Source organism: Lapillicoccus sp. (assembly GCF_046595215.1).
In the GTDB taxonomy this organism is placed as follows: Bacteria; Actinomycetota; Actinomycetes; order Actinomycetales; family Dermatophilaceae; genus Lapillicoccus.
This window is the reverse complement of record NZ_JBKJPP010000140.1, coordinates 1-23,999: the sequence shown is the minus strand read 5'-3', so window position 1 is coordinate 23,999 and position 23,999 is coordinate 1. Positions and strand designations below refer to the sequence as shown.

General features: G+C 71.3%; 23 protein-coding genes and 1 pseudogene. 10 read left to right on the top strand and 14 right to left on the bottom strand.

From position 1 onward, the window contains the following. Nucleotides 1-91: 91 nt before the first annotated feature. Together ACLL9L_RS12600 and ACLL9L_RS12595 are read left to right on the top strand one after the other, a co-directional pair. Nucleotides 92-997 (top strand): RecB family exonuclease, encoded by a 906-nt coding sequence (locus ACLL9L_RS12600; RefSeq protein ID WP_411285005.1) that lies wholly within the window; start codon nucleotides 92-94, stop codon nucleotides 995-997. A 42-nt stretch (nucleotides 998-1,039) separates the two neighbouring features. Then, nucleotides 1,040-2,761, top strand: a pseudogene (locus ACLL9L_RS12595) (long-chain-fatty-acid--CoA ligase); the annotation flags it as partial. A gap of 81 nt (nucleotides 2,762-2,842) precedes the next feature. On the opposite strand, the gene ACLL9L_RS12590 reads toward ACLL9L_RS12595, so the two are convergent. Beyond that, complete coding sequence (locus tag ACLL9L_RS12590) at nucleotides 2,843-3,523, bottom strand: HAD family hydrolase (protein WP_411285004.1); 681 nt, start codon at nucleotides 3,521-3,523, stop codon at nucleotides 2,843-2,845. Nucleotides 3,524-3,676: 153 nt separating this feature from the next. Between ACLL9L_RS12590 and ACLL9L_RS12585 the strand changes: the two genes are divergently transcribed. Next, nucleotides 3,677-4,534: a PAC2 family protein gene (locus tag ACLL9L_RS12585; RefSeq protein WP_411285003.1), complete on the top strand. Its 858-nt coding sequence runs from the start codon at nucleotides 3,677-3,679 to the stop codon at nucleotides 4,532-4,534. A gap of 77 nt (nucleotides 4,535-4,611) precedes the next feature. Here ACLL9L_RS12585 and mshC read toward each other — a convergent pair whose 3' ends face one another. From mshC to ACLL9L_RS12565, 4 genes are all read right to left on the bottom strand, one after another. Continuing rightward, entirely contained in the window at nucleotides 4,612-5,859 is a 1,248-nt protein-coding gene (gene mshC, locus ACLL9L_RS12580; protein WP_411285002.1) for a cysteine--1-D-myo-inosityl 2-amino-2-deoxy-alpha-D-glucopyranoside ligase, read from the bottom strand. Nucleotides 5,860-5,966: 107 nt separating this feature from the next. Next, nucleotides 5,967-6,818, bottom strand: coding sequence for an SCO1664 family protein (locus tag ACLL9L_RS12575; RefSeq protein ID WP_411285001.1), 852 nt, complete (start codon nucleotides 6,816-6,818; stop codon nucleotides 5,967-5,969). A gap of 3 nt (nucleotides 6,819-6,821) precedes the next feature. Beyond that, entirely contained in the window at nucleotides 6,822-7,376 is a 555-nt protein-coding gene (locus ACLL9L_RS12570; protein ID WP_411285000.1) for a DUF3090 domain-containing protein, read from the bottom strand. Between the two features lie 9 nt (nucleotides 7,377-7,385). Further along, entirely contained in the window at nucleotides 7,386-8,147 is a 762-nt protein-coding gene (locus ACLL9L_RS12565) for a histidine phosphatase family protein (protein WP_411284999.1), read from the bottom strand. Between the two features lie 56 nt (nucleotides 8,148-8,203). On the opposite strand from ACLL9L_RS12565, the gene ACLL9L_RS12560 reads away from it, so the two are divergent. Continuing rightward, on the top strand, nucleotides 8,204-8,899 hold the full coding sequence (locus ACLL9L_RS12560) for a haloacid dehalogenase type II (protein ID WP_411284998.1): 696 nt from the start codon (nucleotides 8,204-8,206) through the stop codon (nucleotides 8,897-8,899). Nucleotides 8,900-9,013: 114 nt separating this feature from the next. Beyond that, nucleotides 9,014-9,301, top strand: a complete 288-nt coding sequence (locus ACLL9L_RS12555; protein ID WP_411284997.1) for a Dabb family protein — start codon at nucleotides 9,014-9,016, stop codon at nucleotides 9,299-9,301. 747 nt (nucleotides 9,302-10,048) lie between these two features. On the opposite strand, the gene ACLL9L_RS12550 is transcribed toward ACLL9L_RS12555, so the two are convergent. After that, nucleotides 10,049-10,741 (bottom strand): N-acyl homoserine lactonase family protein, encoded by a 693-nt coding sequence (locus ACLL9L_RS12550; RefSeq protein ID WP_411284996.1) that lies wholly within the window; start codon nucleotides 10,739-10,741, stop codon nucleotides 10,049-10,051. 755 nt (nucleotides 10,742-11,496) lie between these two features. Here ACLL9L_RS12550 and ACLL9L_RS12545 point away from each other — a divergent pair. Further along, nucleotides 11,497-12,507 carry a magnesium and cobalt transport protein CorA gene (locus ACLL9L_RS12545; RefSeq protein WP_411284995.1) on the top strand — a complete coding sequence of 337 codons (1,011 nt, stop codon included), beginning with the start codon at nucleotides 11,497-11,499 and terminating at the stop codon, nucleotides 12,505-12,507. A 16-nt stretch (nucleotides 12,508-12,523) separates the two neighbouring features. Here the strand turns inward: ACLL9L_RS12545 and ACLL9L_RS12540 are convergent, their stop codons facing one another. Together ACLL9L_RS12540 and ACLL9L_RS12535 are read right to left on the bottom strand one after the other, a co-directional pair. Further along, nucleotides 12,524-13,378: an undecaprenyl-diphosphate phosphatase gene (locus tag ACLL9L_RS12540; protein ID WP_411284994.1), complete on the bottom strand. Its 855-nt coding sequence runs from the start codon at nucleotides 13,376-13,378 to the stop codon at nucleotides 12,524-12,526. Nucleotides 13,379-13,451: 73 nt separating this feature from the next. Further along, complete coding sequence (locus ACLL9L_RS12535) at nucleotides 13,452-14,513, bottom strand: LLM class F420-dependent oxidoreductase (RefSeq protein WP_411284993.1); 1,062 nt, start codon at nucleotides 14,511-14,513, stop codon at nucleotides 13,452-13,454. Nucleotides 14,514-14,578: 65 nt separating this feature from the next. Between ACLL9L_RS12535 and ACLL9L_RS12530 the strand changes: the two genes are divergently transcribed. Next, nucleotides 14,579-15,517, top strand: a complete 939-nt coding sequence (locus ACLL9L_RS12530; RefSeq protein WP_411284992.1) for an aldo/keto reductase — start codon at nucleotides 14,579-14,581, stop codon at nucleotides 15,515-15,517. A 25-nt stretch (nucleotides 15,518-15,542) separates the two neighbouring features. Here the strand turns inward: ACLL9L_RS12530 and ACLL9L_RS12525 are convergent, their stop codons facing one another. Beyond that, nucleotides 15,543-15,905 carry a hypothetical protein gene (locus tag ACLL9L_RS12525; protein WP_411284991.1) on the bottom strand — a complete coding sequence of 121 codons (363 nt, stop codon included), beginning with the start codon at nucleotides 15,903-15,905 and terminating at the stop codon, nucleotides 15,543-15,545. 40 nt (nucleotides 15,906-15,945) lie between these two features. On the opposite strand from ACLL9L_RS12525, the gene ACLL9L_RS12520 reads away from it, so the two are divergent. Continuing rightward, the gene (locus ACLL9L_RS12520) at nucleotides 15,946-16,131 is read left to right on the top strand and encodes a DUF5703 family protein (RefSeq protein WP_411284990.1); all 186 of its coding nucleotides are present in this window, start codon (nucleotides 15,946-15,948) and stop codon (nucleotides 16,129-16,131) included. Nucleotides 16,132-16,167: 36 nt separating this feature from the next. Here ACLL9L_RS12520 and ACLL9L_RS12515 read toward each other — a convergent pair whose 3' ends face one another. The 5 genes from ACLL9L_RS12515 to ACLL9L_RS12495 all read right to left on the bottom strand — a co-directional run bounded on the left by ACLL9L_RS12515 (nucleotide 16,168) and on the right by ACLL9L_RS12495 (nucleotide 22,626). Beyond that, nucleotides 16,168-17,511 carry a M20/M25/M40 family metallo-hydrolase gene (locus tag ACLL9L_RS12515; RefSeq protein ID WP_411284989.1) on the bottom strand — a complete coding sequence of 448 codons (1,344 nt, stop codon included), beginning with the start codon at nucleotides 17,509-17,511 and terminating at the stop codon, nucleotides 16,168-16,170. A 10-nt stretch (nucleotides 17,512-17,521) separates the two neighbouring features. Further along, complete coding sequence (gene alc / locus ACLL9L_RS12510; RefSeq protein WP_411284988.1) at nucleotides 17,522-18,763, bottom strand: allantoicase; 1,242 nt, start codon at nucleotides 18,761-18,763, stop codon at nucleotides 17,522-17,524. Next, nucleotides 18,760-20,097, bottom strand: coding sequence for an allantoinase AllB (allB, locus tag ACLL9L_RS12505; RefSeq protein ID WP_411284987.1), 1,338 nt, complete (start codon nucleotides 20,095-20,097; stop codon nucleotides 18,760-18,762). The genes alc and allB overlap by 4 nt, the downstream gene beginning before the upstream one ends. Then, entirely contained in the window at nucleotides 20,094-21,233 is a 1,140-nt protein-coding gene (locus tag ACLL9L_RS12500; protein ID WP_411284986.1) for a glycerate kinase, read from the bottom strand. The genes allB and ACLL9L_RS12500 overlap by 4 nt, the downstream gene beginning before the upstream one ends. Before the next feature lie 124 nt (nucleotides 21,234-21,357). Beyond that, complete coding sequence (locus ACLL9L_RS12495) at nucleotides 21,358-22,626, bottom strand: DUF6986 family protein (protein WP_411284985.1); 1,269 nt, start codon at nucleotides 22,624-22,626, stop codon at nucleotides 21,358-21,360. Between the two features lie 87 nt (nucleotides 22,627-22,713). Between ACLL9L_RS12495 and ACLL9L_RS12490 the strand changes: the two genes are divergently transcribed. Both ACLL9L_RS12490 and ACLL9L_RS12485 read left to right on the top strand, forming a co-directional pair. Further along, nucleotides 22,714-23,559, top strand: a complete 846-nt coding sequence (locus ACLL9L_RS12490) for an IclR family transcriptional regulator (RefSeq protein WP_411284984.1) — start codon at nucleotides 22,714-22,716, stop codon at nucleotides 23,557-23,559. Between the two features lie 160 nt (nucleotides 23,560-23,719). Continuing rightward, nucleotides 23,720-23,884 (top strand): AbrB/MazE/SpoVT family DNA-binding domain-containing protein, encoded by a 165-nt coding sequence (locus ACLL9L_RS12485; RefSeq protein WP_411284983.1) that lies wholly within the window; start codon nucleotides 23,720-23,722, stop codon nucleotides 23,882-23,884. Nucleotides 23,885-23,999 lie beyond the last annotated feature (115 nt).

Sequence of the window (23,999 nt, the reverse complement as noted above, 5' to 3'; positions counted from 1 at the left end):
GTGTCCCTGGGCACCGGGTTGCCGGATGCGACGACGGGGTAGCACGACGGACGGGTATGCCGTGTCAGGAGTCCCGCATACAGTGCCGGACATGAGCCCTACCTCGGCCACCGCCCCCTCGATCGGCACCGCACCGGGCCCGCTGCCCGGGCGGTCCGCCGCACTGTCCCCGAGCCGGGCGTCCGACTTCATGCAGTGCCCGCTGCTCTACCGCTTCCGGGTCATCGACCGGCTCCCGTCGCCGCCGTCCCCGGCCGCCGCACGGGGCACACTCGTCCACTCGGTGCTCGAACGCCTCTTCGACCTGCCGGCCGCGGAGCGCACACCGGAGGCGGCCGCGGCGCTGGTGGGGCCGCAGTGGCGCCAGCTCGTCGAGGCCGAGCCGGAGCTGGCCGCGATGCTCGAGAGCGACGAGGCCCGCACGCAGGAGAGCTGGTTCGCCGAGGCCGGTAAGCTCATCACCGCGTGGTTCACCCTCGAGGACCCCACCCGGCTCGAGCCGGCCGAGCGGGAGCTCTACGTCGAGGCCGACTTCGACGGGTTGACGCTGCGCGGCTACGTCGACCGGCTCGACATCGCCCCTGACGGTGCGCTGCGGGTGGTCGACTACAAGACCGGTCGCTCGCCGTCGGAGCTGTTCGAGGCCAAGGCGCTCTTCCAGATGAAGTTCTACGCGCTGGTCCTGTGGCGCCTGCGCGGCGTCATCCCGCAGATGCTGCAGCTGGTCTACCTCGGCAACAGCGAGTTGATGCGCTACTCCCCCGACGAGGCCGACCTGCTCGCCACCGAACGCAAGATCAAGGCCCTGTGGACGGCCATCGAGCGGGCCGCGACGACGGGCGACTGGCGACCACGCACGTCACGACTGTGCGACTGGTGCGACCACAAGGCCTTGTGCCCGGCATGGGGCGGGACGCCTCCCCCGCTGCCCGAGAACGCCCCGCTGCTCGCGCTCGACCCGGTGGTCACCGGCGAGGTCGACCCTGCCGACGACTGACAGGATGGGCGGACGGCGCTCCCTCAGCACGGGTGGCGTGACCAACGACCCACCGACGACAGGCAGAGCATGCACGGTGACGACCCACGACCCTGGGCCAAGAGCTACGCGCCCGGGGTGCCGCTCGACATCCCGGTCCCCACGGACTCGCTCGTTGCACTCCTCGAACGCTCGGTGGGCAGGTTCGGCTCCCGCGTGGCCCTGGACTTCTTCGGCGGGACGACCACCTACGAGCAGCTGGGCGCCTCGGTCGCCCGGGCCGCCGAGGGCCTGCGCCGCCTGGGGGTCCGAGCGGGTGACCGGGTGGCACTCGTGCTGCCCAACTGCCCGCAGCACGTCGTGGCCTTCTACGCGGTGCTGCGCCTCGGGGCCGTCGTGGTGGAGCACAACCCGCTCTACACCGAGGACGAGATGTCTCACCAACTGGAGGACCACCGCCCCCGCGTCGTCATCACCTGGGACAAGGTTGCCCCGCTGGTGCAGCGGATCGCCGGACCGCTCGGCGTCGAGGCAGTCCTGGCCGTTAACCTGCCGGCAGCGCTGCCGCCGCTGAAGCGCCTCGCGCTGCGGTTGCCCCTGGCGAAGGCCAGGGCGTCCCGATCCGCGATGGCCGGACCCGCTGGCGAGGTGCCGAGCTGGGAGCGACTGGTCGCCCGGAGCCCCGCCCTGGCCGACACCCATCCCCGCCCCGACGTCGGGGACGTCGCGGTGCTGCAGTACACCGGCGGCACGACAGGCAGGCCGAAGGCTGCCGTGCTCACCCATCGCAACCTCGTTGCCAACGCCCAGCAGGGCCGGGCCTGGCTGCCGGGCCTCGTCGACGGGGAGGAGGTCATCTACGCCGTCCTGCCGCTGTTCCACGCCTACGGCCTGACCCTCTGCCTGACGTTCGCCGTGACCGTCGGGGCCACCCTCGTCCTCTTCCCCCGATTCGACCTCGAGATGGTGCTTGAGGCACACCGCCGACGCCCGGCGACGTTCCTGCCCGCCGTGCCGCCGATCTACGAGCGGCTCGCCACCGCCGCCCGGGACCGTGGCATCGACCTCACCTCGGTGCGCTACGCGATCTCCGGTGCCATGTCGCTCCCGGAGAGCACCGCGCAGCTGTGGGAGTCGGTCACGGGCGGCCTGCTCGTGGAGGGCTACGGGATGACCGAGACCTCACCGATCGCCCTCGGCAACCCGGCCGGTCCGACTCGCCGACTCGGGGCCGTGGGAGTCCCCTTCCCCTCCACGCAGGTCCGGGTGGTCGACCGGGACGACCACACCCAGGAGGTGCCCCACGGCGCACCGGGAGAGCTGTTGCTGCGCGGCCCGCAGGTGTTCGGTGGCTACTGGGAACGCCCCGAGGAGTCGGCGGCGGTCGTCCTCCCGGACGGGTGGATCCGGACCGGCGACGTCGTCGTGATGGACGACGACGGGTTCTTCACCATCGTCGACCGCATCAAGGAGCTGATCATCACCGGCGGGTTCAACGTCTACCCCTCGGAGGTCGAGGACTGCCTGCGTCAGGTCCCGGGCATCGCCGACGCCGCCGTCGTCGGAGTGCCGTCGGCCCACGGTGGCGAGGACGTGACCGCGGCCGTCGTCCTCGAGCCGGGTGCGGAGTTAGACGAGCAGGCCGTGCGGGCCGCCTGCAAGGAGAGGCTGACGGCCTACAAGGTGCCGCGTCGCGTCGTCGTGGTCGAGGAGCTGCCCCGCACGATGATCGGCAAGGTCCTGCGCAGACAGGTGCGCGCCGACCTCCTCTCCGGCGGCCCCTGAGCACGCCCCATCGCCAGCGCCCGGGTGCCCGTGACCTCCCGGGGCACGGAGTCGGCGTCAGCGTCAGCGTCAGCGTCAGCGTCAGCGGACCATGACGGAGCCGACCAGGGTCAACAGGTCGGCGGGCGTGACCCCGCGCAGCGTCGGGACCTGCACGGCGCCGGCCAGTCTCGGCACCGCCACGACGTGGGGCACTGCGATCGTCGGGACCCCCGCCGCGACGGCCGACCTCACGCCTGACGGCGAGTCCTCGATGGCCACGCAGTCCGCGACGTCGACCCCGAGCAGAGCGGCGGCCTTGAGATAGGGCTCGGGGTGCGGTTTGCCGTGCTGCACCGAGTCGCCGGGGACGATGATGTCGAAGGACCCCGCGGGGAGCAGTCGCACGAGCAGGTCGGTGAAGGGGCGCCAGGACATCGTGACCAGCGCGTTCTTGACGCCCGCCCCACGCAGGGCGGTGAGCAGCTCCAGGGCCCCCGGTCGCCACGGGACCTCGGCTTCGACGCGGCGCATCACGCCGTGCATGAGGCGCTCGACCACCTCGGTGACGCCCAGGTCGACGGGTGAGTGGTCGATGATGTACTGCGCCGAGACCTCGAGCGGGTTCCCGACGAGGGCGTGGGCGTGCGCCTCGCTCCAGACGCCACCGAACGACTCGACGAGTGCGTGCTCCTCCTCGATCCAGTAGGGCTCGCTGTCGATCAGGGTGCCGTCCATGTCCCACAGGACTGCGGCGGGGAGCCCGGCGGCAATGGTTGTCACGACGGGCAAGTGTAGGCGTGGCCCGCGCGGGAGATCCCCCGGGCACGACATAGGGTGGGAGCCGTCGGGTCCTCCCGGTCCCGACGCGGGCACCACGCCCCGAGCCCCATGCCAGAGCACCACGCCAACCACCATCAGCCGTCGGGAGGCTTCGTGATCGAACTCGAGGACGTCCCCGAGCTGCGCGACCCGATCCTCATCGCCGCGTTCGAGGGGTGGAACGACGCCGGCGAGGCGGCCACCGCGGTCATTGCCCACCTCGTCGACGTGTGGAACGCCGAGCCGATCGCGGCGCTCGACCCGGAGGAGTACTACGACTTCCAGGTCAACCGGCCCCGCGTCGTGACCGAGGACTCGCAACGTCGGATCATCTGGCCCACCACCCGGATCCTGCTCGCCCGCAACACCGCCTTCGATCGTGACGTCGTCCTCATCGAGGGCATCGAGCCGTCCACCCGCTGGCGCTCGTTCACCATCGAGCTGCTGGAGTATGCGGAGCAGCTCGGCGTCACCACCTTCGTCACCCTCGGCGCCCTGCTCGCCGACGTCCCGCACACCCGACCGATCCCGGTGACCGCGACGTCGGACGACGACGACGTGGTGCACCGCTTCGATGCGGAGGCCAGCAAGTACGAGGGGCCGACCGGCATCGTCGGTGTCCTCGCCGACGCCGCCACCCGCACGGGGCTCACCTCCTTGTCCTGCTGGGCCGCCGTGCCGCACTACGCCGGCGGGACGCCCTCACCCAAGGCGACCCTCGGGCTGCTCGGCAAGCTCGAGTCGCTCTTCAACATCAGCATTCCGCTCGCCGACCTGCCCGAGACGGCCCGGGCCTGGGAGCGGGGCGTCAACGAGCTCGCCGACTCCGACGACGAGGTGCGGGAGTACGTCCACGACCTCGAGGAGGCGACGGACACCGCCGACCTCCCGGAGGCCAGCGGCGACGCCATCGCCCGGGAGTTCGAGCGCTATCTGCGCCGCCGGGGTGACGAGAGGCCCCCGACGGGCTGAGACGACGTCGATCGCCCCCGGGCGCCCGAGCAGGACCCGGGACAGGATCCGGCGCAGGACCCGACGACGCCGCGTCCTCAGACGCGGACGCCGAGCAGGGCGTCAGCCACCCGCGCGACAACGCCCGGGGCGCCGATCTCGGGGCCGCCGTGGGCGATGGAGTCTGCGGCCCACGCGTCGATGGCGTCGAGGGCGCCCGGTGAGTCGAGGTCGTTGGCGAGGCACTCGCGGACCCGGGCCACCGTCGACTCCGCCGCCGGACCACCGTTGCCGGACAGGCCTTCTCGCCAGGTGTCCAGTCGGGACTGCGCCGCGGCGAGCACCTCGTCGGTCCACTCCCAAGGGGTGCGATAGTGGTGGTCCAGCAGCGCGAGCCTGATCGCCATCGGGTCGACGCCTGCGGCTCGAAGCGAGGAGACGAGGACGAGGTTGCCCTTGGACTTGCTCATCTTCGCGCCGTCGAGTCCCACCATCGCCTGGTGCACGTAGTTCCGGGCGAAGGGCGCCGTCCCGGTGATCGCCTCGGCGTGGGCGGCGCTCATCTCGTGGTGCGGGAAGATCAGGTCGGTGCCCCCGCCCTGGAGGTCGAACGGCATACCGAGGTGTCGGAGGGCGATCGTCGTGCACTCGATGTGCCACCCGGGCCGGCCAGGGCCCAGCGACCCGCCCGGCCACGACGGCTCGCCGAGGCGGGGGGCCCGCCACAGGAGGGGGTCGAGTGCGTCACGCTTGCCCTCGCGATCGAGGTCGCCGCCGCGTTCGGCGAAGAGCGCGAGCATCTCGTCTCGCGGCAGGGACGACACGTGACCGAAGCGGGGCTGCGAGGCCGTGTCGAAGTAGATGTCCTGTCCGTCACCGTCCGGGACGTCGACGAGGTATGCCGTGCCGCCGGCCACGAGCTTCTCGATCGCCTCGACGGCCCACGGGATGCTCTCGACGGCGCCGACGAAGTGGTCCGGGGCGATGACCTGAAGGGCCGTCATGTCCTCGCGGAAGAGGGCCGTCTGGGCGCGCGCGAGGTGGGTCCAGTCGATGCCCTCCCGTTCGGCCCGCTCGAAGAGGGGCTCGTCGACGTCGGTGACGTTCTGGACGTAGGTGACGTCGTGGCCGGCGTCCCGCAGCACCCGGCCGACGAGGTCGAAGGTGACGTAGGTGGCCGCGTGACCCATGTGGGTGGCGTCATAGGGGGTGATCCCGCAGACGTAGATCCCGGCCACCGGTCCCGGCGTCAGTGCCCGCAGGCGCCCCGCCGCGGTGTCGAAGACCTGCACGGGCAGACCGGTGCCGGGGACTGCGGGGATGAAGGGGGAGGGCCACGAGATCACGGCAGGAAGCCTAGTCGTCGGCGCTGACCCGTCTCACCCGGGCACCGCCTCCACCGCCGGCGCCGCCGGCGCCGCCGGCGCCGCGGCACTGTGCCCCCGCCTGCCGGTCAGAGGGCCGGCCACGGGATCGCCGGCCAGCCACCTCGCGGCTGGGGGTGGACTCCGACGCGGAGCAGGCCCACGACCCGACGCTGCAGCGCCCGCACGTCCCCGCGGGGCAGCAGGGCGGCGAGCGTCGTGGAGAGGTCCGACTCGGCGTCGTCGAGCAGTCCCCGGAGCCGTTCGAGCCGTTCGGTGTCGACGTCACGCAGCGGCTTCCCGGCCCATCCCCACAGCACCGTCCGCAGCTTGGGGTCGGCGCTGAACGTCACCCCGTGGTCGAACCCCCACAGGGCCCCGGCGCCGTCCCGGACGAGGTGCGAGCCCTTGCGGTCGCCGTTGTTCACGACCGCGTCGAGGACGGCCACGTCGCGCACGTCGTCGCGGTTCTGGTGGACGACGGTGGCCGTCGCGCCGTCGCTCAGCTCGCCGTCGACGACGGACAGCCACCCCGTCGGGATCCGTCTGGGCGGCACGACGTCGACGGGGTGCTCGTCAGCCGTCTCACCGAACGGGTCACCGATCCACAGCTGGACCGAGCCCTCCCCGAACGGTCCGTCGCGCAGGACCGTGGGCGGCACCACGCCCCAGCCGCCGACGCGGGACACGGTGAAGGCGGCCACCTCACGCCCGGCGAGGGTGCCGTCGGGGAAGTCCCAGAGGGGTCGTTCGCCCCGGACCGGTTTGTAGATGACCCGCACCGGACCACCGGTGACAGCCTCGGCAGCCTCGACGTCGACGACCTCACACAGGAGGGCGACGTTGGACGCCTCGGTGATCTGGCCAATGAGGTTCAGCTCACCGTTGACGAGTGCATCGACGACCACGCCGACGTCGTCGGCCGTGCGGGGCCCCTCCACGGCTCAGCGCTTGTAGCCGTTGGCCCTCGGGCACACGTGCCCGTTGGCGTCGAGGGGCCCACCGCAGAAGGGGCACGGGGGGCGTCCTGCGGAGAGCAGCGCGTGGGCGCGCGTGACGAAGCCGTGGGCCTGGGCCGGTGAGAGGACCACCCGGACCGCGGTGCGCGCCTCCATCGACTCGATGAAGGCGTCCGGCACGTCGGCGGCAGCATCGTCCTCGGCGCCGGCGTCGGGCACGTCGGCATCGAACGCCTCGATGACGACGACGGAGCGCGCCGGATCCCACGCGAGGGAGAGCGTGGCAACCCGGAACTCGTCCTCGATCGGGGTGCTCAGCGGCGCGGTGTCCCCCGCGACGGTGTCCAGGGCGACGGCGGGGGCGAACTGGTCGATGAGGTCCTTGACCCGGTCGCTCAGCACCGAGATCTGCTCCTTCTCACAGGAGACGCTGATGAGGCGGCGGCCACCGCTGGCCTGCAGGAAGAAGGTCCGTTGCCCCGGGGGGCCAACGGTCCCGACGACAAACCGGTCGGGCGGATCAAAGTCATGCACCGGCATACGTCGACCTTAACCGACCGCTGCCCCGACGGCTCCGGCGCCGCCGCCGACGGCTGCGTCCCCGTCGTCCGGCGCGCCGTCGGTGTCCTGCTCGCCCTCGGCCGCGGGCGGCGGCGGCAGGAGGGAGGAGAGGTCTCCCCCGGTGTCGTTGCTGCGCAGGAGGAACGGACGTCGGGCGGTATAGCGGACCACGGAGACGGAGGCCGGATCGACCTGGATGCGCTGGAACTGGTCGAGGTGGGCGCCGGCGGCGTCGGCGAGGATCGCCTTGATCACGTCGCCGTGCGAGACCGCCACCCAGACGGCGTGCGCGCCGTGGGCCGCCTCGACCTGGGCGTCGACCTCACGGATGACCTCGAGCGCCCTCGCCTGCATGCCGGCCATCGACTCGCCGGGGAATTCGTCACCGTCCGGAAAGCGTGCGGCGGACGGCTGGTCCTGGACGACCCGCCACAGCTCCTCCTTGCTCAGCTCGGAGAGCTTGCGCCCGGTCCAGGAGCCGTAGCGACACTCCCCCAGTCGGTCGTCGGACTCCACAGGTATACCGGGTGCGGCCTTCTCGGTGAGGGCGCCGGCACTCTCCTGGCAGCGCTGCAGCGGGGAGGAGACGATGCGTGCGATGCTCAGGCTGGCGGCGCAGATGCGGGCACCGAGGCCCTCGACCTGGCCCCTGCCGGTGTCGTCGAGGCCGACACCGGGGGTCCAGCCGGCGAGGACGCCAGAGGCGTTGGCGGTGGTGCGGCCATGGCGGACGAGCAGGACGGTGGGCACGGGTTCACTGTAGGACGCTCCTCCGCGCCCTTGGTCGGAGGTGCCATCATGACGGGATGCCGCAGACGCGCGCCCTGCTCTTCGACGTCTTCGGCACGCTCGTCGACTGGCGTGGCAGCCTTCTTGACGAAGCCGCCGACCTGGGTTCAGGCGTCGACGCGGACTGGGCTGCGATCGTGGACGACTGGCGGCGTGCCTACCAGCCGGCGCTGGACGGGGTCCGCGGCGGCCTGGGGTGGCGTGATCTGGACGTGCTCCACCGGGGGACCCTCGCCGAGGTCCTCGGCCGCCACGCCGTCGCGCTGCCGGCCGAGGACGAGGAGAGGCTCGTGCAGGCGTGGCGTCGCCTGCGGCCCTGGCCGGACACCAGGGCGGGGCTGGTCCGGCTGCGCTCCAGACATCGCACCGCGACCCTGTCCAACGGTCACGTGGCGCTGCTGGTCGACCTGTTCCGCTTCGCCGACCTGAGGGTCGACGCGATCCTCTCGGCGCAGCTCGCCGACACCTACAAGCCCGACCCGCGGGCCTACCTGCGCGCCGTTGAGCTTCTCGGGTGCGAGCCGGGAGAGGTGGCCATGGTGGCCGCCCACGCCGACGACCTGGTCGCGGCGGCGCGGGTCGGCCTGCGCCCGATCTTCGTCCGCCGGCCGCAGGAGTGGGGCCCGGGCGGCGGCGGGGAGCCCCCGACGGGGCTGCCCGGCCTGCTCGTCGCCGAGGACCTGGAGCAGCTGGCCGACCACCTTGGCTGTTGACCACGGGGGCTGGCGACAGCGACGGCTTCACACCACCCCGCCGCAGGTGTCTAGGATGACGACGGATCAGCGTCACGATCACCACCTTTGAGCCGGCGCACGAGAGGCACCCCCGTGATCAGGAATGTCGTCGTCGGTCGCCTCAGGCCAGGGGTGGCTCTGGCCGCCGTCGAGCCAGCGCTGCAGGCCATCGTGGCGCTGCGCCCGGAGGGTCTGATCGACGCCCGGGTGGGCGTCGACCGGCGGCTGCGAGCCGAGTCCTGGGACTTCGCGATCACCTCCGACTTCGTGAGCGAGCAGGCCTACCGCTCCTACGACGAGGACCCCGAGCACAACCGCGTCCGCCAGGAGCTGTTCGGCCCTCTCTGCGAGGAGATCGCCCGGGTCCAGTTCGAGGCATGACCGGGCCGCGAGTCGACACGGTGGCCATCCGCGTGGCCCGGGCGCTGCCGGTGCCTCGACGCAGGTCAGCGACGGGGGACGAACGACGGGACGCTGGCGGGCCGGCACGCTCAGGACGTCACCGGGCACCGTCTGAGTCATGTCGGTCGTCACCGTCTCCGGGGACCCTGCTCTCCCGCCATCACCCATTTCATGCCGCAAGACCCGGAAGAGCTAAAGTCGTCTGTCACGCTGGTCCGCGGCGAGGCCAGGCGGCACGTGTCGCGACTCCGGGCCGCACCTCCGCCGCGCAGTCCAGCTCCTCGTGGTGCAGCCCTAGTCCGTCGATATCGCTCCGGAAATTTGACGGCGTCAACACTCGGATCCAACGGAAACGCCTGAGGCATACAGGTCCCGACAGAATGGGCACGCAAGAGACGGGTTGGGCTGAGGACTGTTGCCAGTTGCTCGAGCCGCCCGAGCCTTTAGCCGGGTCGCAGCTCAGGTGCGGCCTCGGAGGCGCAGGCCACGTGCCCGTGACGACGATGCGCTGATCGCGGCCAGCGCGGTGGCGAACGAGCTTCCCGTCTTCACGCACAACGTCGACGACTTCTCCGGGATCGCCTCCCCTCGCCGTCGTTGCGGTCGATACGGCCTCGTAGCTGTTGGGCCGAATGAGCTGCCGTGCCCCGTTCGCAGTGTCAACGCGGCCATCCGGCGCCGACGGATCCATGAGCGAACTGCTGACCCGGGACGAGGTCAGGGACCTCAGGGCTCCCAGACCGCGTTGTCGTGGGCGAAGACGACGCGGGCGGGGTCGAACTGCTGCAGCCGGTCGATCCACCCCGTCGTCACGGGCAGGGGCGGTGGGTGCCGTTCACGGGCGGCGCGCCAGGCGAGGGCGTCGGCGCCGTAGTCGGTGGCCGTGTCGTGGCTCTGCCCGGCCAGAACGATGACCGTGCCGTCCTCCCGGCGCACGACGAGGGACTGGTGCCCCGGCGTGTGGCCGGGCGTGGGCACGACCAGGACCCCGGGCATGATCTCAGCTTCGCCGTCGAGCTCCTGGTAGAGCAGCCCGGGTCTGTCGATGAGCTCCGGCAGGGTGTATCCGGCGGTGCGTGCCGCTGCCAGCTCCTGGCGTTGGGTGAAGATCGGTCGGTCGGGCAGATCGGGGTTGCCGCCGCAGTGATCGAAGTGCAGGTGACAGTTGACCACCAGGCGCACGTCGGAGAGCTGATGGCCGACGTGCGCGAGCGCCGCTGCGAGGGAATGGCGGTGCGGGCGGTAGTGCGCATCGACCTCGGGGTCGCTGCCCATGCCGGTGTCCATCAGCAGTAACCCCTCGGCGTGCTCAACGGTGTAGCCCAGGCAGGGCTCGACGCGAGGGCTGTTCGTGCTGGTCTCCTCCGCGGGCCTCACGAAGTAACCGAAGTCGAGCCGACGGACGACCGGATTGAGCATCGGTCCATGGTGACAGGAGACGAGGACAATGTCGCCATGAGACCAGGGAAGCCGGCTGAGGCGGCGGCGCGCGACGCGATCGTTGCCCGCACCATGGTGTTGGCAACGGGGCTGCAGTCGACCAGTCTCCTCACCTGACAGGGCATCGCCGAGGTCACCGAGGAGCTGCCCGCCAGTCGGTCCGGTTCCAGGTTGGCACACTGCTGGCCACCGGTGTGCCGGCGAGCGCCGCGGACGGGCTGATGTGCGCGGACGCGGTGCAGGGAGGCGGTCGACCCGTCGGACCAGAGGGTTTCTCCGCGTATCCGTGCGGTGAACCTCCGGCGGGACCTGCCTGCGCCCGGCTTCGTCGAGGTGGTGGACGAGAAGCCCGGGTGGCGCGGGGCCAAGCCTGGACAGGTTCGACTCCCTGTGCGGCTGTTCGCGACCGCCACGCCACCCTGACCGAGGGGCCTTGGCCGGCGAATCTCGATTCGACCACCTGCGCAACCAGTGGAATGAGCATCGTGGGCTTGGCGGGATACGTGCACCGGTCCATTCCGGCGGACAACGCCTCTCTCCCTTGGGCTCCCACCAAGCCTGGGCCACGACAAGCCTCCACCGGCCTGGTCGCGGGCTCGCTGGTCGCCCGGGACCTTGTGCGCGCGTCCCATGACACCGACCTCGCACGCCTTCGGCCCTCCGGACGTGCCCGGGCCGTCCCGCCCTCGCCGGGTTTCGTGGTGGAGGAGGCCCGTCCGTGGTGGAGTAGCCCTGTGATCGTTGATCAAGCCATCTACCGCGAGGGCATCAGAGTGCAGTGCGGCGACCTCAGCGAGGAGCTGGACCGGCTCCGCTCCGACGGTCACGGCTTCATGTGGATCGGGCTCAAGGACCCGACCGAGGCCGAGTTCGAGCTCGTCAACGCCGAACTGCGGCTCCACCCGCTCGCCGTCGAGGACGCCGTCCGGGGCAACCAGCGCGCCAAGATCGAGCACTACGAAGGCAGCCTGCTCGTCGTGCTCAAGACCCTGCGCTACCTCGAGGAGACCTCGGACGTCGAGACCGGCGAGGTGATGGTCTTCCTCGGGGACCGGTTCGTGGTCACGGTGCGCCGCGGTGAGGGTAACCCTCTCGCCGGCGTGCGCAAGCGGCTGGAGGACAACGCCGAGCACCTCAGCCTCGGACCCGCCGCAGTCCTCCACGCCGTTATGGACTCGGTCGTCGACAACTACGTGCTCGTCGACCGCGAGATCTTCGAGGACCTCGACCGCATCGAGCAGGAGGTCTTCAGCGGGGCGCGGGACGTCGACGCGACCGCGATCTACCGGCTCAAGCGAGAGGTCCTCGAGGTCCGTCGCGCGTCGGTGCCGCTGGCCGACTCGATGGTCCGGCTGCACACCGGGCAGCCGCGGGCCCTGCTCGCGGCGCAGGACAGCAACATCCACAACTACCTCCGCGACGTCGAGGACCACCTGCTCAAGGTCAACGACCACGTCGAGTCCTACGACCGGCTGCTCACCGACATCCTCAGCGCCCATCTCGCGCAGATCTCGGTGCAGCAGAACGACGACATGCGCCAGATCTCCGCGTGGGTCGCCATCGCCGCCGTGCCGACGATGATCGCGGGCGTCTACGGGATGAACTTCCACAACATCCCCGAGCTCGAGGCCAGCGTCGACCTGGGGGGCTCGGAGGTCTACTACGGCTACTTCGTCGTGCTGGCCGTGATGCTGACTGCCTGCGGGACGCTCTTTCGAGCCTTCAAACACTCGAAGTGGCTGTGAGACAACGACATCAGGCTCAGGTGGCCGACAGGACGTTCGTCGCGAGGACCGCGATGAGGACCAGGCCGAGCGCGACGCGGTAGTAGACGAACGCCTTGAGACTGTTGCTTGCCACGAACTTCAGCAGCCACGCGATCGAGGCATAGGCCACGATGAACGCCACGACGATGCCGACGCCCATCTCGCCCTTGCCGAGCCCGGACAGGTCGGTCTTGCCGGCCTCGTAGAGCCCCGCCGCCGTCAGCGCCGGGATCGCCATGAAGAACGACAGGCGGGTGGCCGTGACCCGGTCGAGTCCCCGGAAGAGACCCGCCGAGATGGTCGCGCCCGACCGGGAGACGCCCGGGATCAGCGCGAAGCACTGGACGAGGCCGATGACGAGACCGTCCCGGACTGTGACGGTCCCCTCGCCGCGTTCGCCACTCTCCGCGAGCAGCTTCGCGTGACGCGTCTCCGCGACCCACATCACGGCGCTCCAGAGGATCAGGGCGATGGCGACGACCCAGAGGCTGCGCAGTGCGCCCTCGATGACGTTCTTGAGCGCAAAGCCGACGACACCCACCGGGATCGACCCGACGATGACCGCCCACGCCAGTGCGTAGTCGTGGTCCTGACGGGCCTCGGCGTTCGTCAGGCCGCGGAACCAGGCGACGAGCAGCCGGACGATGTCCTTGAAGAAGTAGAGGAGCGTGGCGGCGATCGCCCCGAGCTGGATGATGGCCGTGTATGCCGTGACCTCCGGTGCGTCGACCCGCAGCCCGAGCAGCTTCTCGGTGATCGTGAGGTGTCCGGTGGAGGAGACGGGGAGGAACTCGGTGAGTCCCTCGACGACGCCGAGGATCACCGAGGAGACATAGGTCAGGTCCGACACGGTGCAAACTGCTTTCGATTGGGGGGCAGGCCGCCGACGATTCTGTCCAACCCACCTGAAGGGTGGCTGGGCGTCAGCGCAGCCCAGTCTCCCCCATCAGCTCGGCCATGGTGCGGACCACCTGCAGTCGCTCCTCGAGTGTCGCGGCGAACGGCGTGATGGTCAGGGTGGTGACGCCCGCGTCGGCATACCGGCTCATGCGCTCCTTGATCCGCGCCCGGGGCCCGATCAGCGCCGTGGAGTCGATGAACTCCTGCGGCACGGCGGCTGCGGCGTCGCGGGGCTGGCGGGCGAGATAGAGGTCCTGCACCTTCTTGGCCGCCTCCTCGAACCCCATCCGGACGGCGAGCTGGTTGTAGAAGTTCTTCTCACGCGAGCCCATGCCGCCGATGTAGAGCGCCGAGTAGGCACTCACCATGGCCGCCCCCTTGACGAGGTCGTCGGTGAGGACCACCGGCACGGTCGGCACGATGTCGAACCCGGCCAGGGGGTTCTCTGCCGTCCCGCGTCCCGCCCTGCGGGCCCCCGTCGCCAGGCACTCGTGCATGTCCCGGCTGTGTTCCGGGCTGTAGAAGATGGCCAGCCAACCGTCGGCGATCTCCCCCGCCAGCTCGAGGTTCTTCGGCCCGACCGCGGCGAGGTAGACCGGCACCGTCTCGCGGACCGGGTGGACCGTCAGCTTGAGGGCCTTGCCCGGGCCGTCCGGAAGGGGCAGGGTCCAGTGCTTCCCGTCGTACGACACCGTCTCGCGGCGAAGCGCCATCCGGACGATGTCGACGTACTCGCGGGTCCGTCCGAGCGGCGCGGCGAACGGCACGCCGTGCCAGCCCTCGCTCACCTGCGGTCCGGACACCCCGAGGCCGAGGCGGAAGCGCCCACCGGAGAGGGTGTCGATCGTGGCGGCGGTCATCGCGGTCATCGCCGGGGTGCGTGCGGGGATCTGCATCACGGCCGCACCGAGGTCGATGTGCTGGGTCAGCGCGCCGACCCAGGACAGGACGCTGGGCACGTCCGAGCCGTAGGCCTCGGCGACCCAGGCCACGGCATACCCCAGCCGGTCGGCCTCGAGAGCCAGCGCGATGTTGTCCTGGTCGACGCCCGTGCCCCAGTAACCGAGGTTGAGTCCGAGTTCCATGGGTCGCAGGCTATCCCGGCGGGGCTCGCGGGGGACGGGGGTCGCGGCCGATAGCGTACGCAGACATGCGCCACAGACGTCTCGGCACCTCAGGGCTCTCCGTCTCGCGGATGGCCCTCGGCACCATGACCTGGGGCACCGTCCTCGACGGCGAAGCCTGCCGGGACCAGCTGCGGACCTACCTCGACGCCGGCGGCAACCTCCTCGACACGGCCTTCGGCTACGGCGGTGGGGCCGCGGAGAGCCTCGTCGGGTCCTTCCTCGGCGACGTCGTGGCTCGCGAGGACCTGGTCATCTCCACCAAGGCGGGCATCGAGCGCCGCGGCACCGAGCGCGTCGTCGACACCTCCCGGGGCACCCTCCTGCGACAGCTCGACACGTCGCTGCGACGACTGCAGACCGACCACGTGGACCTCTGGCTGGTGCACACCTGGAGCGACGAGGCTCCGCTGGCCGAGACGATGAGCGCGCTGGAGTATGCCGTGGGGTCCGGCAAGGCGCGCTACGTCGGCGTCTCGAACTACTCCGGCTGGCAGTCGGCGCGGGCGTTCTCGCTGCTGGAGTCGGCGCGAGTCCCGTTGGTGGCCAACGAGGTCGAGTACTCCATGATCCATCGCGACCCGGAACGCGAGCTGGCCCCGGCCGCGGAGTCGCTCGGCTTCGGCCTTTTGCCGTGGTCGCCACTGGCCCGGGGGGTGCTGTCCGGGAAGTACCGCAACGGGGTCCCGAGCGACTCGAGGGCGGCGTCGCGCGACTTCCCCAACTTCGTCGAGCGGTTCCTGGACGGGCGCAGCACCACCATCGTCGAGGCGGTCGCCACGGCGGCCCGCGGGCTGCAAGTCTCACCCACCGAGGTCTCGCTGGCCTGGCTGCGGGACCGTCCGGGGGTCGTTGCCCCCATCGTCGGGGCGCGGACGACCGCCCAGCTGCGCACCGCCCTCGCCAGCGAGGACCTCGAGCTGCCGCCGCAGCTCGTCGAGGCGCTCGACGAGATCTCAGCCTGAGCCCGCGTCGACCCGGGGCGGACGCTCAGCTGCCGGGGCCCGTCACCGGCCGGCCCTTCGCGGCGTCTGCGCCGTTGACCTCGTCGGCGTCGTCCTCGGCGTCGTCCTCGTCCTCATCGTCTTCGTCGTCCTCGTCGTCGTCGTCGTCAAAATCCTCGTCGTCTTCGTCGTCCTCGTCGTCGAACGGCCCGTCGTAGACGGCCAGTGGTGTCGCCACCTCCGTCGAGCGGAACAACGCCTCGTCGTAGTCGTCGAACGCATCGGCCAGGTCCTGGGCGGCGGAGATGACGTGCGAGTCATCCGGGTCGCGGCGCGATGACGCCACCTCCAGGTGACGCTCGAGGGCGGAGACGAGAATGGCCAGCGCGGCACGCGGATCGGCGGTCATACCCTGAAGGTAGCGGTTGGTGGGTGAGAATGGGCAGACCATGATCGAGTACGAGTACAGAGTCCTCACCTTCGGCCGCGATGTCTCCCGGCCGGACATCCGTCGTGCACTCATCGAACACGCGGAGTACGGCCAGTGGGAGCTGAGCCGCAGCGTCGTCTACATGGGTGGCATCCGCCGGGCCTGGCTGCGGCGCAGGATCATCCGGGTCCGCCGCACCGCCTGACGAGCGGCCGTTCCTGACTCTGTCCGCCCTCGGACCTCAGGCGAGGTCGAGGAACGTCCCCAGCACCCGTGCCCCGAACGTGAGCGACTCGAGCGGCACCCGCTCGTCGATGCCATGGAACATCGGGGCGAAGTCGAGGTCGGCGGGCAGCCGTAGCGGGGCGAAGCCGTAGCCGGTGATCCCCAGCGTCTTGAGCGCCTTGTTGTCGGTTCCGCCGGACAGGCAGTAGGGCAGCACGCAGGCGCCGGGGTCCTCGGTGAGCAGCGACCGCTTCATGGCGTCGACGAGGTCACCGCTGAACGGCGTGTCCAGGGCGATGTCCCGGTGCAGCACCTCAACCTCGACGAACTCGCCTGCTAGCTCACGGATCGTGGCCATCAGGTCGTCCTCGTGACCGGGCAGGAAGCGGCAGTCGAGGGAGGCGGACGCGGACTGCGGGATGACGTTGTGCTTGTAGCCGGAGTCGAGCATCGTGAAGTTTGCGGTGTCCTGCAATGATCCCTTGACGAACCCTGCCGCCCCGCCGATGTGATCCAGCAGGCGGGTCAGGTCGTCCCCGGCATACGACGTGCCCGTCAGCCGGCTCAAGCCGTCGAGGAGCTGGCGCACTGACGCGATGTACTCCCGCGGCCAGACGTGGGCGTCGATGCGGGTGATCGCCTCGGCGAGGCGCACGACGGCGTTCTCGTCGTTGGGGACCGAGCCATGGCCGGCGCGGCCCCGGGCGTGCAACCGCAGCCAGGCCAGGCCCTTCTCGGAGGTCTGCAGCAGGTAGGCGCGGGTGGGCTCGCCGGTCTCCACTGACGGGACCGTGACGCTGTAGCCCCCCACCTCGCTGATCGCCTCGGTCACGCCCTCGAACCACTCGGGGTGGTTCGCGACGACCCAGTGCGCACCGAAGCTGCCACCGGCCTCCTCGTCGGCGAAGAAAGCGAAGGTCGTGGTGCGGGCCGGTCTCGTGCCGGAACGCGCAAGGTGGCGCACGTTCGCGAGGATCATCGCGTCCATGTCCTTCATGTCCACCGCTCCGCGACCCCAGATGCACCCGTCTCGCTCCTCGGCGGAGAACGGGTCGACCTGCCAGTCAGCAGCATTCGCCGGGACGACGTCGAGGTGACCGTGCACGGCGAGGCCCGGACGCGATGGGTCCGAGCCCTCGATGCGCACCATCACGCTGGCCCGGCCGGGCGCGCTCTCGAGGAGCACCGGGTCGAGTCCGACCTCGGTCAGCTCGGCCATGACGTATTCCGCAGCCTTGCGCTCCCCCGGCCCGGACCCGTCGCCGAAGTTCGTCGACTCGATGCGGATCAGGTCGGCGCAGATGCGGGCCACCTCGTCCTCGGGCAGGATGATCGGGTCGTGGGTCGTGGTGTCGGCCATGGTCGCCACCCTAGTTCGCGGCGTCGGGCAGGAGGCGCCCAGCCACCTCGTCCGGCAGGGTCTGCGTGCCCGAGAACGGACGAAGGGCGGCGAGGTCCTGCGCACGCGTCACCGCCTCCTCGCGGCGTTGTCCACCCCCCACCAGGGCTCCGGACAGGACGGCGATGGCCTGCGGCGTGGGCAGGAGGTCGAGCCAGCGCCGGAGGGCGTCGCGGCGTGCCTCGGGGGAGATCGAGCCGGTGACCCGGAGCCGCGCCACCCCCCCGTCCGGGAAGACGTCGAGACGGACGTGGGTCACCGGGGCGTGCGCCGTGACGCGGAACAGGTGACGGGTGTCCGGTTGGAGGCGCTGCAGCCCGACGAGCTCCACCCAGCCCGCCTCGCCCGGGCGTTGGACCTCGGACAGGTCGGCGCCGGAGAGCGACGCGGCACCCGGGGCGTTGCCGACGAAGTACGACGTGTCGACCTCGACGAGATCAACGGTGCCGCGGGCTGCGAGCCGGACGGTGACGAAGTCGTGACCGTCGTCTCGACGACGGGCGTTCTCCCAGCCGTCCGCCATCGACCCGGCGGCACCGGGCGCGAGGAGGTGGCGGGGCGAGGAGTAGAACATGTCGGAGCACTCGACGACGTCGCCGCCGTTCTCGAGCGCCGCCAGGTCGAGGCTGGCGCACTGGAACCGCGGATCGGGCACCGGCTCGCCGTGCACCCGGAACCGGGCGACCCCGCCGTCGGGATAGATCGTGAGGCGCACATGCGTGAACCGCCGGCCGTCGGCCACGGCTAACGGGTTCTCGCTGTCGCCGCGCAGGACTGACCGCTCGACGACGCTCACCCACTCGGCGTCGGCGAGCTCCTCCGGCGATGGGTAGCCCTCGAGCCCGGTCGCCTCGACGGACGCGAAGGGCGGGTAGTTGCCGGTAAACCACGCCGTGTCGATGACCACGCCGTGGATGATCCCCGGCACCCCGAGCCGGACGATGGCCGCGTCGAACTCGCCGCCGTCGCGTCGACGGCGGGTCTCCCAGCCGTCGTAGATCTTCCCTTTGTGGCCGAAGTCCACGCTCGAGAACAGCGCCGGCCCCGGCCGGATGAGGTTCTCTCGCTGGGCAAAGAGCTCGTCACTCGCCCAGACGACCGAGCCCGACAGCGCCCGGCTCGCGAGATCGGGCCACCCCCTGAACCCGGTCTCCCCGCCCTCGGCATGTCCGCCCTCGGTGTGACCGCCGGAAACCGCCCGTCCACTGGTCATCCCCGCTCCCTCCTCAGCAGACGCCCTCGCGGCGGGGCGTCGATGTCGATCGGGCGCCCACGCAGCCACGTCTCACGGACCACGCCGGCCAGGACCTGCCCGTCGTAGGCGGACACCGGGTTCTTGTGGTGCAACGCGCGGGCGTCGACAACCATGGCGTCGTCCGGCGCGAAGACCGCCAGGTCCGCGTCGGCGCCCACGGCGATGCGTCCCTTGCGGTCGAGACCCGCCTGCGCCGCAGGACCCCCGGCCATCCAGCGGACCAGGTGGGTGAGGTCGTGACCGCGTGACCGCGCCCCTGTCCAGACCACTGACAGACCAAGCTGGAGCGAGGCGATGCCGCCCCAGGCCTGGCCGAGGTCGCCGCTGTCGAGGGCCTTGAGGTCGGGCGTGCACGGCGAGTGGTCGGAGACGACGAGGTCGATGTCCCCCTGCGCCAGGCCCTGCCAGAGCAGCTCACGGTTGGCCCCTTCGCGGATCGGCGGGCAGCACTTGAGCGGCGTTGCGCCATCAGGGATCTGCTCGGCCGCGAAGGTCAGGTAGTGCGGGCACGTCTCCACGCTGAGCCGCACCCCGTCGCGCTTCGCCGAGCGGATCATCGGGAGGGCGTCCGAGCTCGACAGGTGCAGGACGTGGACCCGGGCCCCGGCGCAGCGGGCCAGCTCGATGACGCGGGCGACGGCGAGGTTTTCCGCTCCTCGCGGACGCGAGGCGAGGAACGCGGCATAGGACGTCCCCTGGGGCGCCGGCGCGTGGTCGATGGTGTCGGCGTCCTCGGCGTGCACGATCATCAACCCGTCGAAGGAGGCGACCTCGCGCAACGCGCCCTCGAGCTCGCCCGGCGACAGGCGCGGGAACTCCTCGACACCGCTGGGCAGCAGGAAGGCCTTGAACCCGAAGACCCCCTCGTCGTGCAGGCCGCGCAGGTCGGCGAGGTTGCCGGGCACCGCCCCGCCCCAGAAGCCGACGTCGACCCAGCTCTGGTCGCGGGCGGCAGCGCGCTTGGCGTCGAGCGCGGCGACGGTCGTTGTCGGCGGGATGCTGTTGAGGGGCATGTCGATGAGCGTCGTGACGCCTCCGGCAGCGGCGGCGCGGGTGGCCGACGCGAAGCCCTCCCAGTCGGTCCGGCCCGGCTCGTTGATGTGGACGTGGGTGTCCACGAGCCCGGGCAGGAGGACGACGTCTTCGCCCAGCTCGACGACCCGGTCGCCGGTCAGGCCCGCCTCGTAGGACTCGACGGCGGTGATCGTCCCGTTGGTGATCCCGATGCTGCAGGCGCGTTCGCCGTCGGGGGTGACCGCCCGTCGCGACCGCAGGACGACGTCCGTGCTCATGCCGGGCCTCCGACGCTGGGCAGGTGCTCGGCCGCGATCCGGGCGCCGATCCGCTCGAGCAGTGGTCCGGGCCGAGCGAACGACTCCTCGACGTCGTCCGTCTCGTCGGACAGCGCGTATGCCGCGGCGATCCCGGCCGCTCGCAGCTCACCGTCGGTGAGCAGGGACCGCCCGGCAACGGCGACGACGGGGATGCCGGCGGCGCGGGCTGCGGCGGCCACGCCAGCGGGCGCCTTGCCGTGGAGCGTCTGCTCGTCGAGGGAGCCCTCGCCGGTGATGACGAGGTCGGTGCCGGCGAGCGCGTCATGGAAACCGGTGAGGTCGAGGACGAGGTCGAGGCCGGGTGCGAGGGTGGCACCGAGCACGGCGATGGCCCCGAAGCCCACTCCCCCGGCGGCGCCCGCCCCGGGGTCGTCGCGGTGGTCTGCACCGGTCGTCATCGCCACGAGGTCGGCCCATCCACTGAGCGCGGCATCGAGGTGCGCGACGTCGCCGAGGCTGGCGCCCTTCTGCGGGCCGTAGACCGCGGCCGCGCCGCGGGGTCCCGACAGGGGGTTGTCGACGTCGCAGGCGACGACGACGTCGGCCGTCGTCAGGCCGGGGTGGAGGCCGGCCAGGTCGAGGGTCCGCGCGGCCGCCAGTGCTCCACCCCCTGGGCCGATATCGACGCCGTCGGCATCGAGGATCCTGGCGCCGAGGGCCTGCACCAGGCCGGCTCCCCCATCGGTGCAGGCACTGCCGCCGATGCCGAGGACGAGACGGGTGCAGCCGGCGTCGAGCGCGGCGTGCAGCAGCTCGCCGGTCCCCCGGCTCGAGGCGGTCAGGGCCGCCGGCACCCCGCCGGGGAGCTGGGCGAGACCCGAGATCTCCGCCAGCTCGATGACCGCCTCGGTGCCTCGGCGCCCGAACGCGGTGTCCACCGGCTCCCCCGTGGGCCCACCGGCGGTGACGGCGTGCCTCACGAAACCGGCTTCGATGGCGACGGCAAGCGTGCCGTCACCCCCGTCCGCCACGGGCACGCTGACGATCTCGACGTCGGGACGGACGCTGGTGATGCCGGCCGCCACCCACCGGGCCACCTCGGCCGCCGTGAGGGTCCCCTTGAACTTGTCGGGGGCGAGGAGCACACGGGTCACGGCGGGTGGCTCCTCTCGGTGTCTGCTTCTGGGTCAGCGGCGTTCTGGGTCAGCGGCGCAGACGGCAGGGGTGTTCCGGCGAACATATCCCGTTGTCGAACCAGGGATGGGGGTGGACCCACCGTCAGCGGGGGTGGTGCTCCCCGCGCCCCGGGTGGGCCAGCCGCTCGATCGCCGACCGGTCGAGATCGGCCTGCTCCCGGCACTCGGCGTCGGTGATCGCGCCGCAGTGCAGCCCCCGGAGGATGAACCAGGCGAGAGCGCGCGCCGTGGCCGGCTCGTCGAGGAACCCGGACCCCGTCCGTGAGACGTAGGCACGCAGTCTCGTCGCTGCCGCCCCGAACCCCTGCCGGTAGAACGCGAACGTGGCGGCGTGACGCGTCGGCAGCTGCGCCGGGTGGAGGTCCCAGCCCTGGTAGAAGCCCCGGTCGAGGGAGCGCCGCACGAGCCGCGCATGCAGCCGCCACGCGGCATACCGTGCCTCGATGTCCCCGACGGGGAGGATGTTCGTCGACCCGTCGGACAGCCGCACCCCGGTGCCGGCGGCGGCCACCTGCATGACGGCTTTGGCGTGGTCGGCGACCGGGTGGTCCATGCTCTGCTGCGCCGCGGAGATGCCCAGGGACGCGGAGTAGTCGTAGGTGCCGTAGTGCAACCCGGTGCACCGACCACCCGCGGCAGCGATCATCCGCGCCACCCCGGCGGTGCCGTCGGCCAGCAGGACCGCCTGCGGCGTCTCGACCTGGATCTCGAAGCGCAGGGCCCCGGGCGCCAGCTGGTGCTCGTCCTCCAGGTGCGTGCACGCGTCGACCATGGCCTCGACCTGGGCGACGGCGGTGACCTTGGGGAGGGTGACGACGAACCCGTCCGGCAGCCGAGCCTCGGTGACCGCGCCACCGACGAACCGGCTGAGCGTCTCGAGCCCGCGGCGGCGGGTCGGCGCCTCGAACGACTTGAAGCGGATCCCACTGAACGCGGTCGCCCGGCCGCCGTCCCTGCTGGCGCGCCAGGACGCCACCGCCACGTCCACCTCGGCGTCCTCGACCGCGTCGTCGCGCGAGCCGTAGCCGTCCTCGAAGTCGATCCGCAGGTCCTCGATCGGCTCGGCCGCGAGCTTGGCGGCCACCAGGGGTGCCACCTCGGCGGCGAGCGCCGGCGCCACATCGAGGATGCGCGCCAACGTGTCGGGGTCTGCCAGGTGCGTGGTGAACTCCTCGAGCGCCCGCGCACCCCACTCGGGGACGAGGGTCGCGCCGAATCGGTCCGCCGGGACGTAGACCGTGTGCACGGGTTGGCGGGACCCGTCCTCGCCCGGGTAGTGCGCCACGAGGTCGGCGTCGGTCTGCGCCAGCTGCGCGTCGAGTCGTGCCGCCAGATCGTCCGTACGGCTCATGACCGACCTCCTGATCGCTTCGTCCACCGGATGATACTTTCCGCAGAGCGAGAGTTCCGTGCGACTGGCCGTCCTATGATCGGGCGCGTGACGTCGGACCAGAGCACGCAGTCGCCGTCCCCGTCGCCGAGCAGCGATGCCCGCGGCCGCCGTACCGGCGGCGTCCAGTCGCTCGGGCGGGCCTTTGAGATCCTCGAGAGGATGGCCGACCTCGGCGGCACCGTCGGCCTCTCGCAGCTGGCCACCGAGGTGGGGCTTCCGCTGCCGACGATCCACCGCCTCGTGCGCACCCTCGTCGACCTCGGCTACGTGCGTCAGGAGCGCTCCCGCCAGTACACCCTGGGGCCCAAGCTGATCCGGCTCGGGGAGTCCAGCTCACGGATGCTTCGCACCTGGGCCCAGCCCTACCTCGCCGGGCTGGTCCGGGACCTCGGCGAGTCGGCCAACCTCGCCATGCTCGACAGCGACCAGATCGTCTACATCGGGCAGGTGCCGTCGAGCCACTCGATGCGGATGTTCACCGAGGTCGGGCGCCGGGTCTCACCGCACTGCACCGCGGTCGGCAAGGCCCTTCTCGCCGTCGAGAGCGACGCGGCCGTGCGCGAGCTGCTGGCACGCACCGGGCTGGTGGCGCACACCGTGCACACCATCACCGACCCCGACGCGTTCGTGGACCAGCTCGCCCGGGTGCGGCAGAAGGGGTATGCCGTGGACGACGGCGAGCAGGAGATCGGCGTGCGCTGCGTGGCGGTCGCGGTCCCCCACGCGCCGACGCCGATCGGTATGTCGGTCTCCGGGCCGATGGAGCGGATGACCGCGGAGTTCGTGGCAACCGCGGCGCCGTTGCTGTGCGAGGCCGCCGCCCGGTTGTCCGTGGACCTCGCCTCCGGCTCGAGCGGGAGCGTCAGGCCCAACAGGGGGTATGCCGGGTGAGCGGCGGGCGTGCGATGCGGGCCGGAGTGCAGATCGTCTGGCAGGGGATCGCCGGCGCACGACCGAAGCAGGAGAAGCTGCCTTTATCTCAGAGGCCCGCCCCATGTGCCTTTGAGGTACGAAGCCTGAGAATGGCTGCCAGCATCACGGCAAGGGCCAGGTGACCATTCCCGCCGCCGTCCGCAGGGCGTTGGACCTCGCCATGGGCGAGACGGTGATCTTCGAGATGGAGCCTGGTCCGGGTGCCTCGCATGCCCAGGTCCGCAAGGCGGCCGATTTCATGGCAATGGCGGGGGTCGGTCTTCGTCCCCGACGAGTGGGCTGACGCAGACTGGCCGAGCCTTCGCGTAGCGGCGTGGTCGGCGTAGGCCGAGCGTCACGATCCATCGGACTGATGAGCAAAGCCCTGGACGCCGACGTCGTGCTTCGCCATTTCACCG

Bases quoted from the DNA above. Each gene is read 5' to 3' on its own strand.
- ACLL9L_RS12535 (WP_411284993.1), bottom strand. From the start codon at position 14,513: ATGGAACTCGGACTCAACCTCGGTTACTGGGGCACGGGCGTCGACCAG.
- ACLL9L_RS12570 (WP_411285000.1), bottom strand. From the start codon at position 7,376: ATGCCGGTGCATGACTTTGATCCGCCCGACCGGTTTGTCGTCGGGACC.
- allB (WP_411284987.1), bottom strand. From the start codon at position 20,097: ATGAGCACGGACGTCGTCCTGCGGTCGCGACGGGCGGTCACCCCCGAC.
- ACLL9L_RS12550 (WP_411284996.1), bottom strand. From the start codon at position 10,741: ATGCTCAATCCGGTCGTCCGTCGGCTCGACTTCGGTTACTTCGTGAGG.
- ACLL9L_RS12560 (WP_411284998.1), top strand. From the start codon at position 8,204: ATGCCGCAGACGCGCGCCCTGCTCTTCGACGTCTTCGGCACGCTCGTC.
- ACLL9L_RS12525 (WP_411284991.1), bottom strand. From the start codon at position 15,905: ATGACCGCCGATCCGCGTGCCGCGCTGGCCATTCTCGTCTCCGCCCTC.
- ACLL9L_RS12530 (WP_411284992.1), top strand. From the start codon at position 14,579: ATGCGCCACAGACGTCTCGGCACCTCAGGGCTCTCCGTCTCGCGGATG.
- ACLL9L_RS12600 (WP_411285005.1), top strand. From the start codon at position 92: ATGAGCCCTACCTCGGCCACCGCCCCCTCGATCGGCACCGCACCGGGC.
- ACLL9L_RS12520 (WP_411284990.1), top strand. From the start codon at position 15,946: ATGATCGAGTACGAGTACAGAGTCCTCACCTTCGGCCGCGATGTCTCC.
- ACLL9L_RS12515 (WP_411284989.1), bottom strand. From the start codon at position 17,511: ATGGCCGACACCACGACCCACGACCCGATCATCCTGCCCGAGGACGAG.
- alc (WP_411284988.1), bottom strand. From the start codon at position 18,763: ATGACCAGTGGACGGGCGGTTTCCGGCGGTCACACCGAGGGCGGACAT.
- ACLL9L_RS12495 (WP_411284985.1), bottom strand. From the start codon at position 22,626: ATGAGCCGTACGGACGATCTGGCGGCACGACTCGACGCGCAGCTGGCG.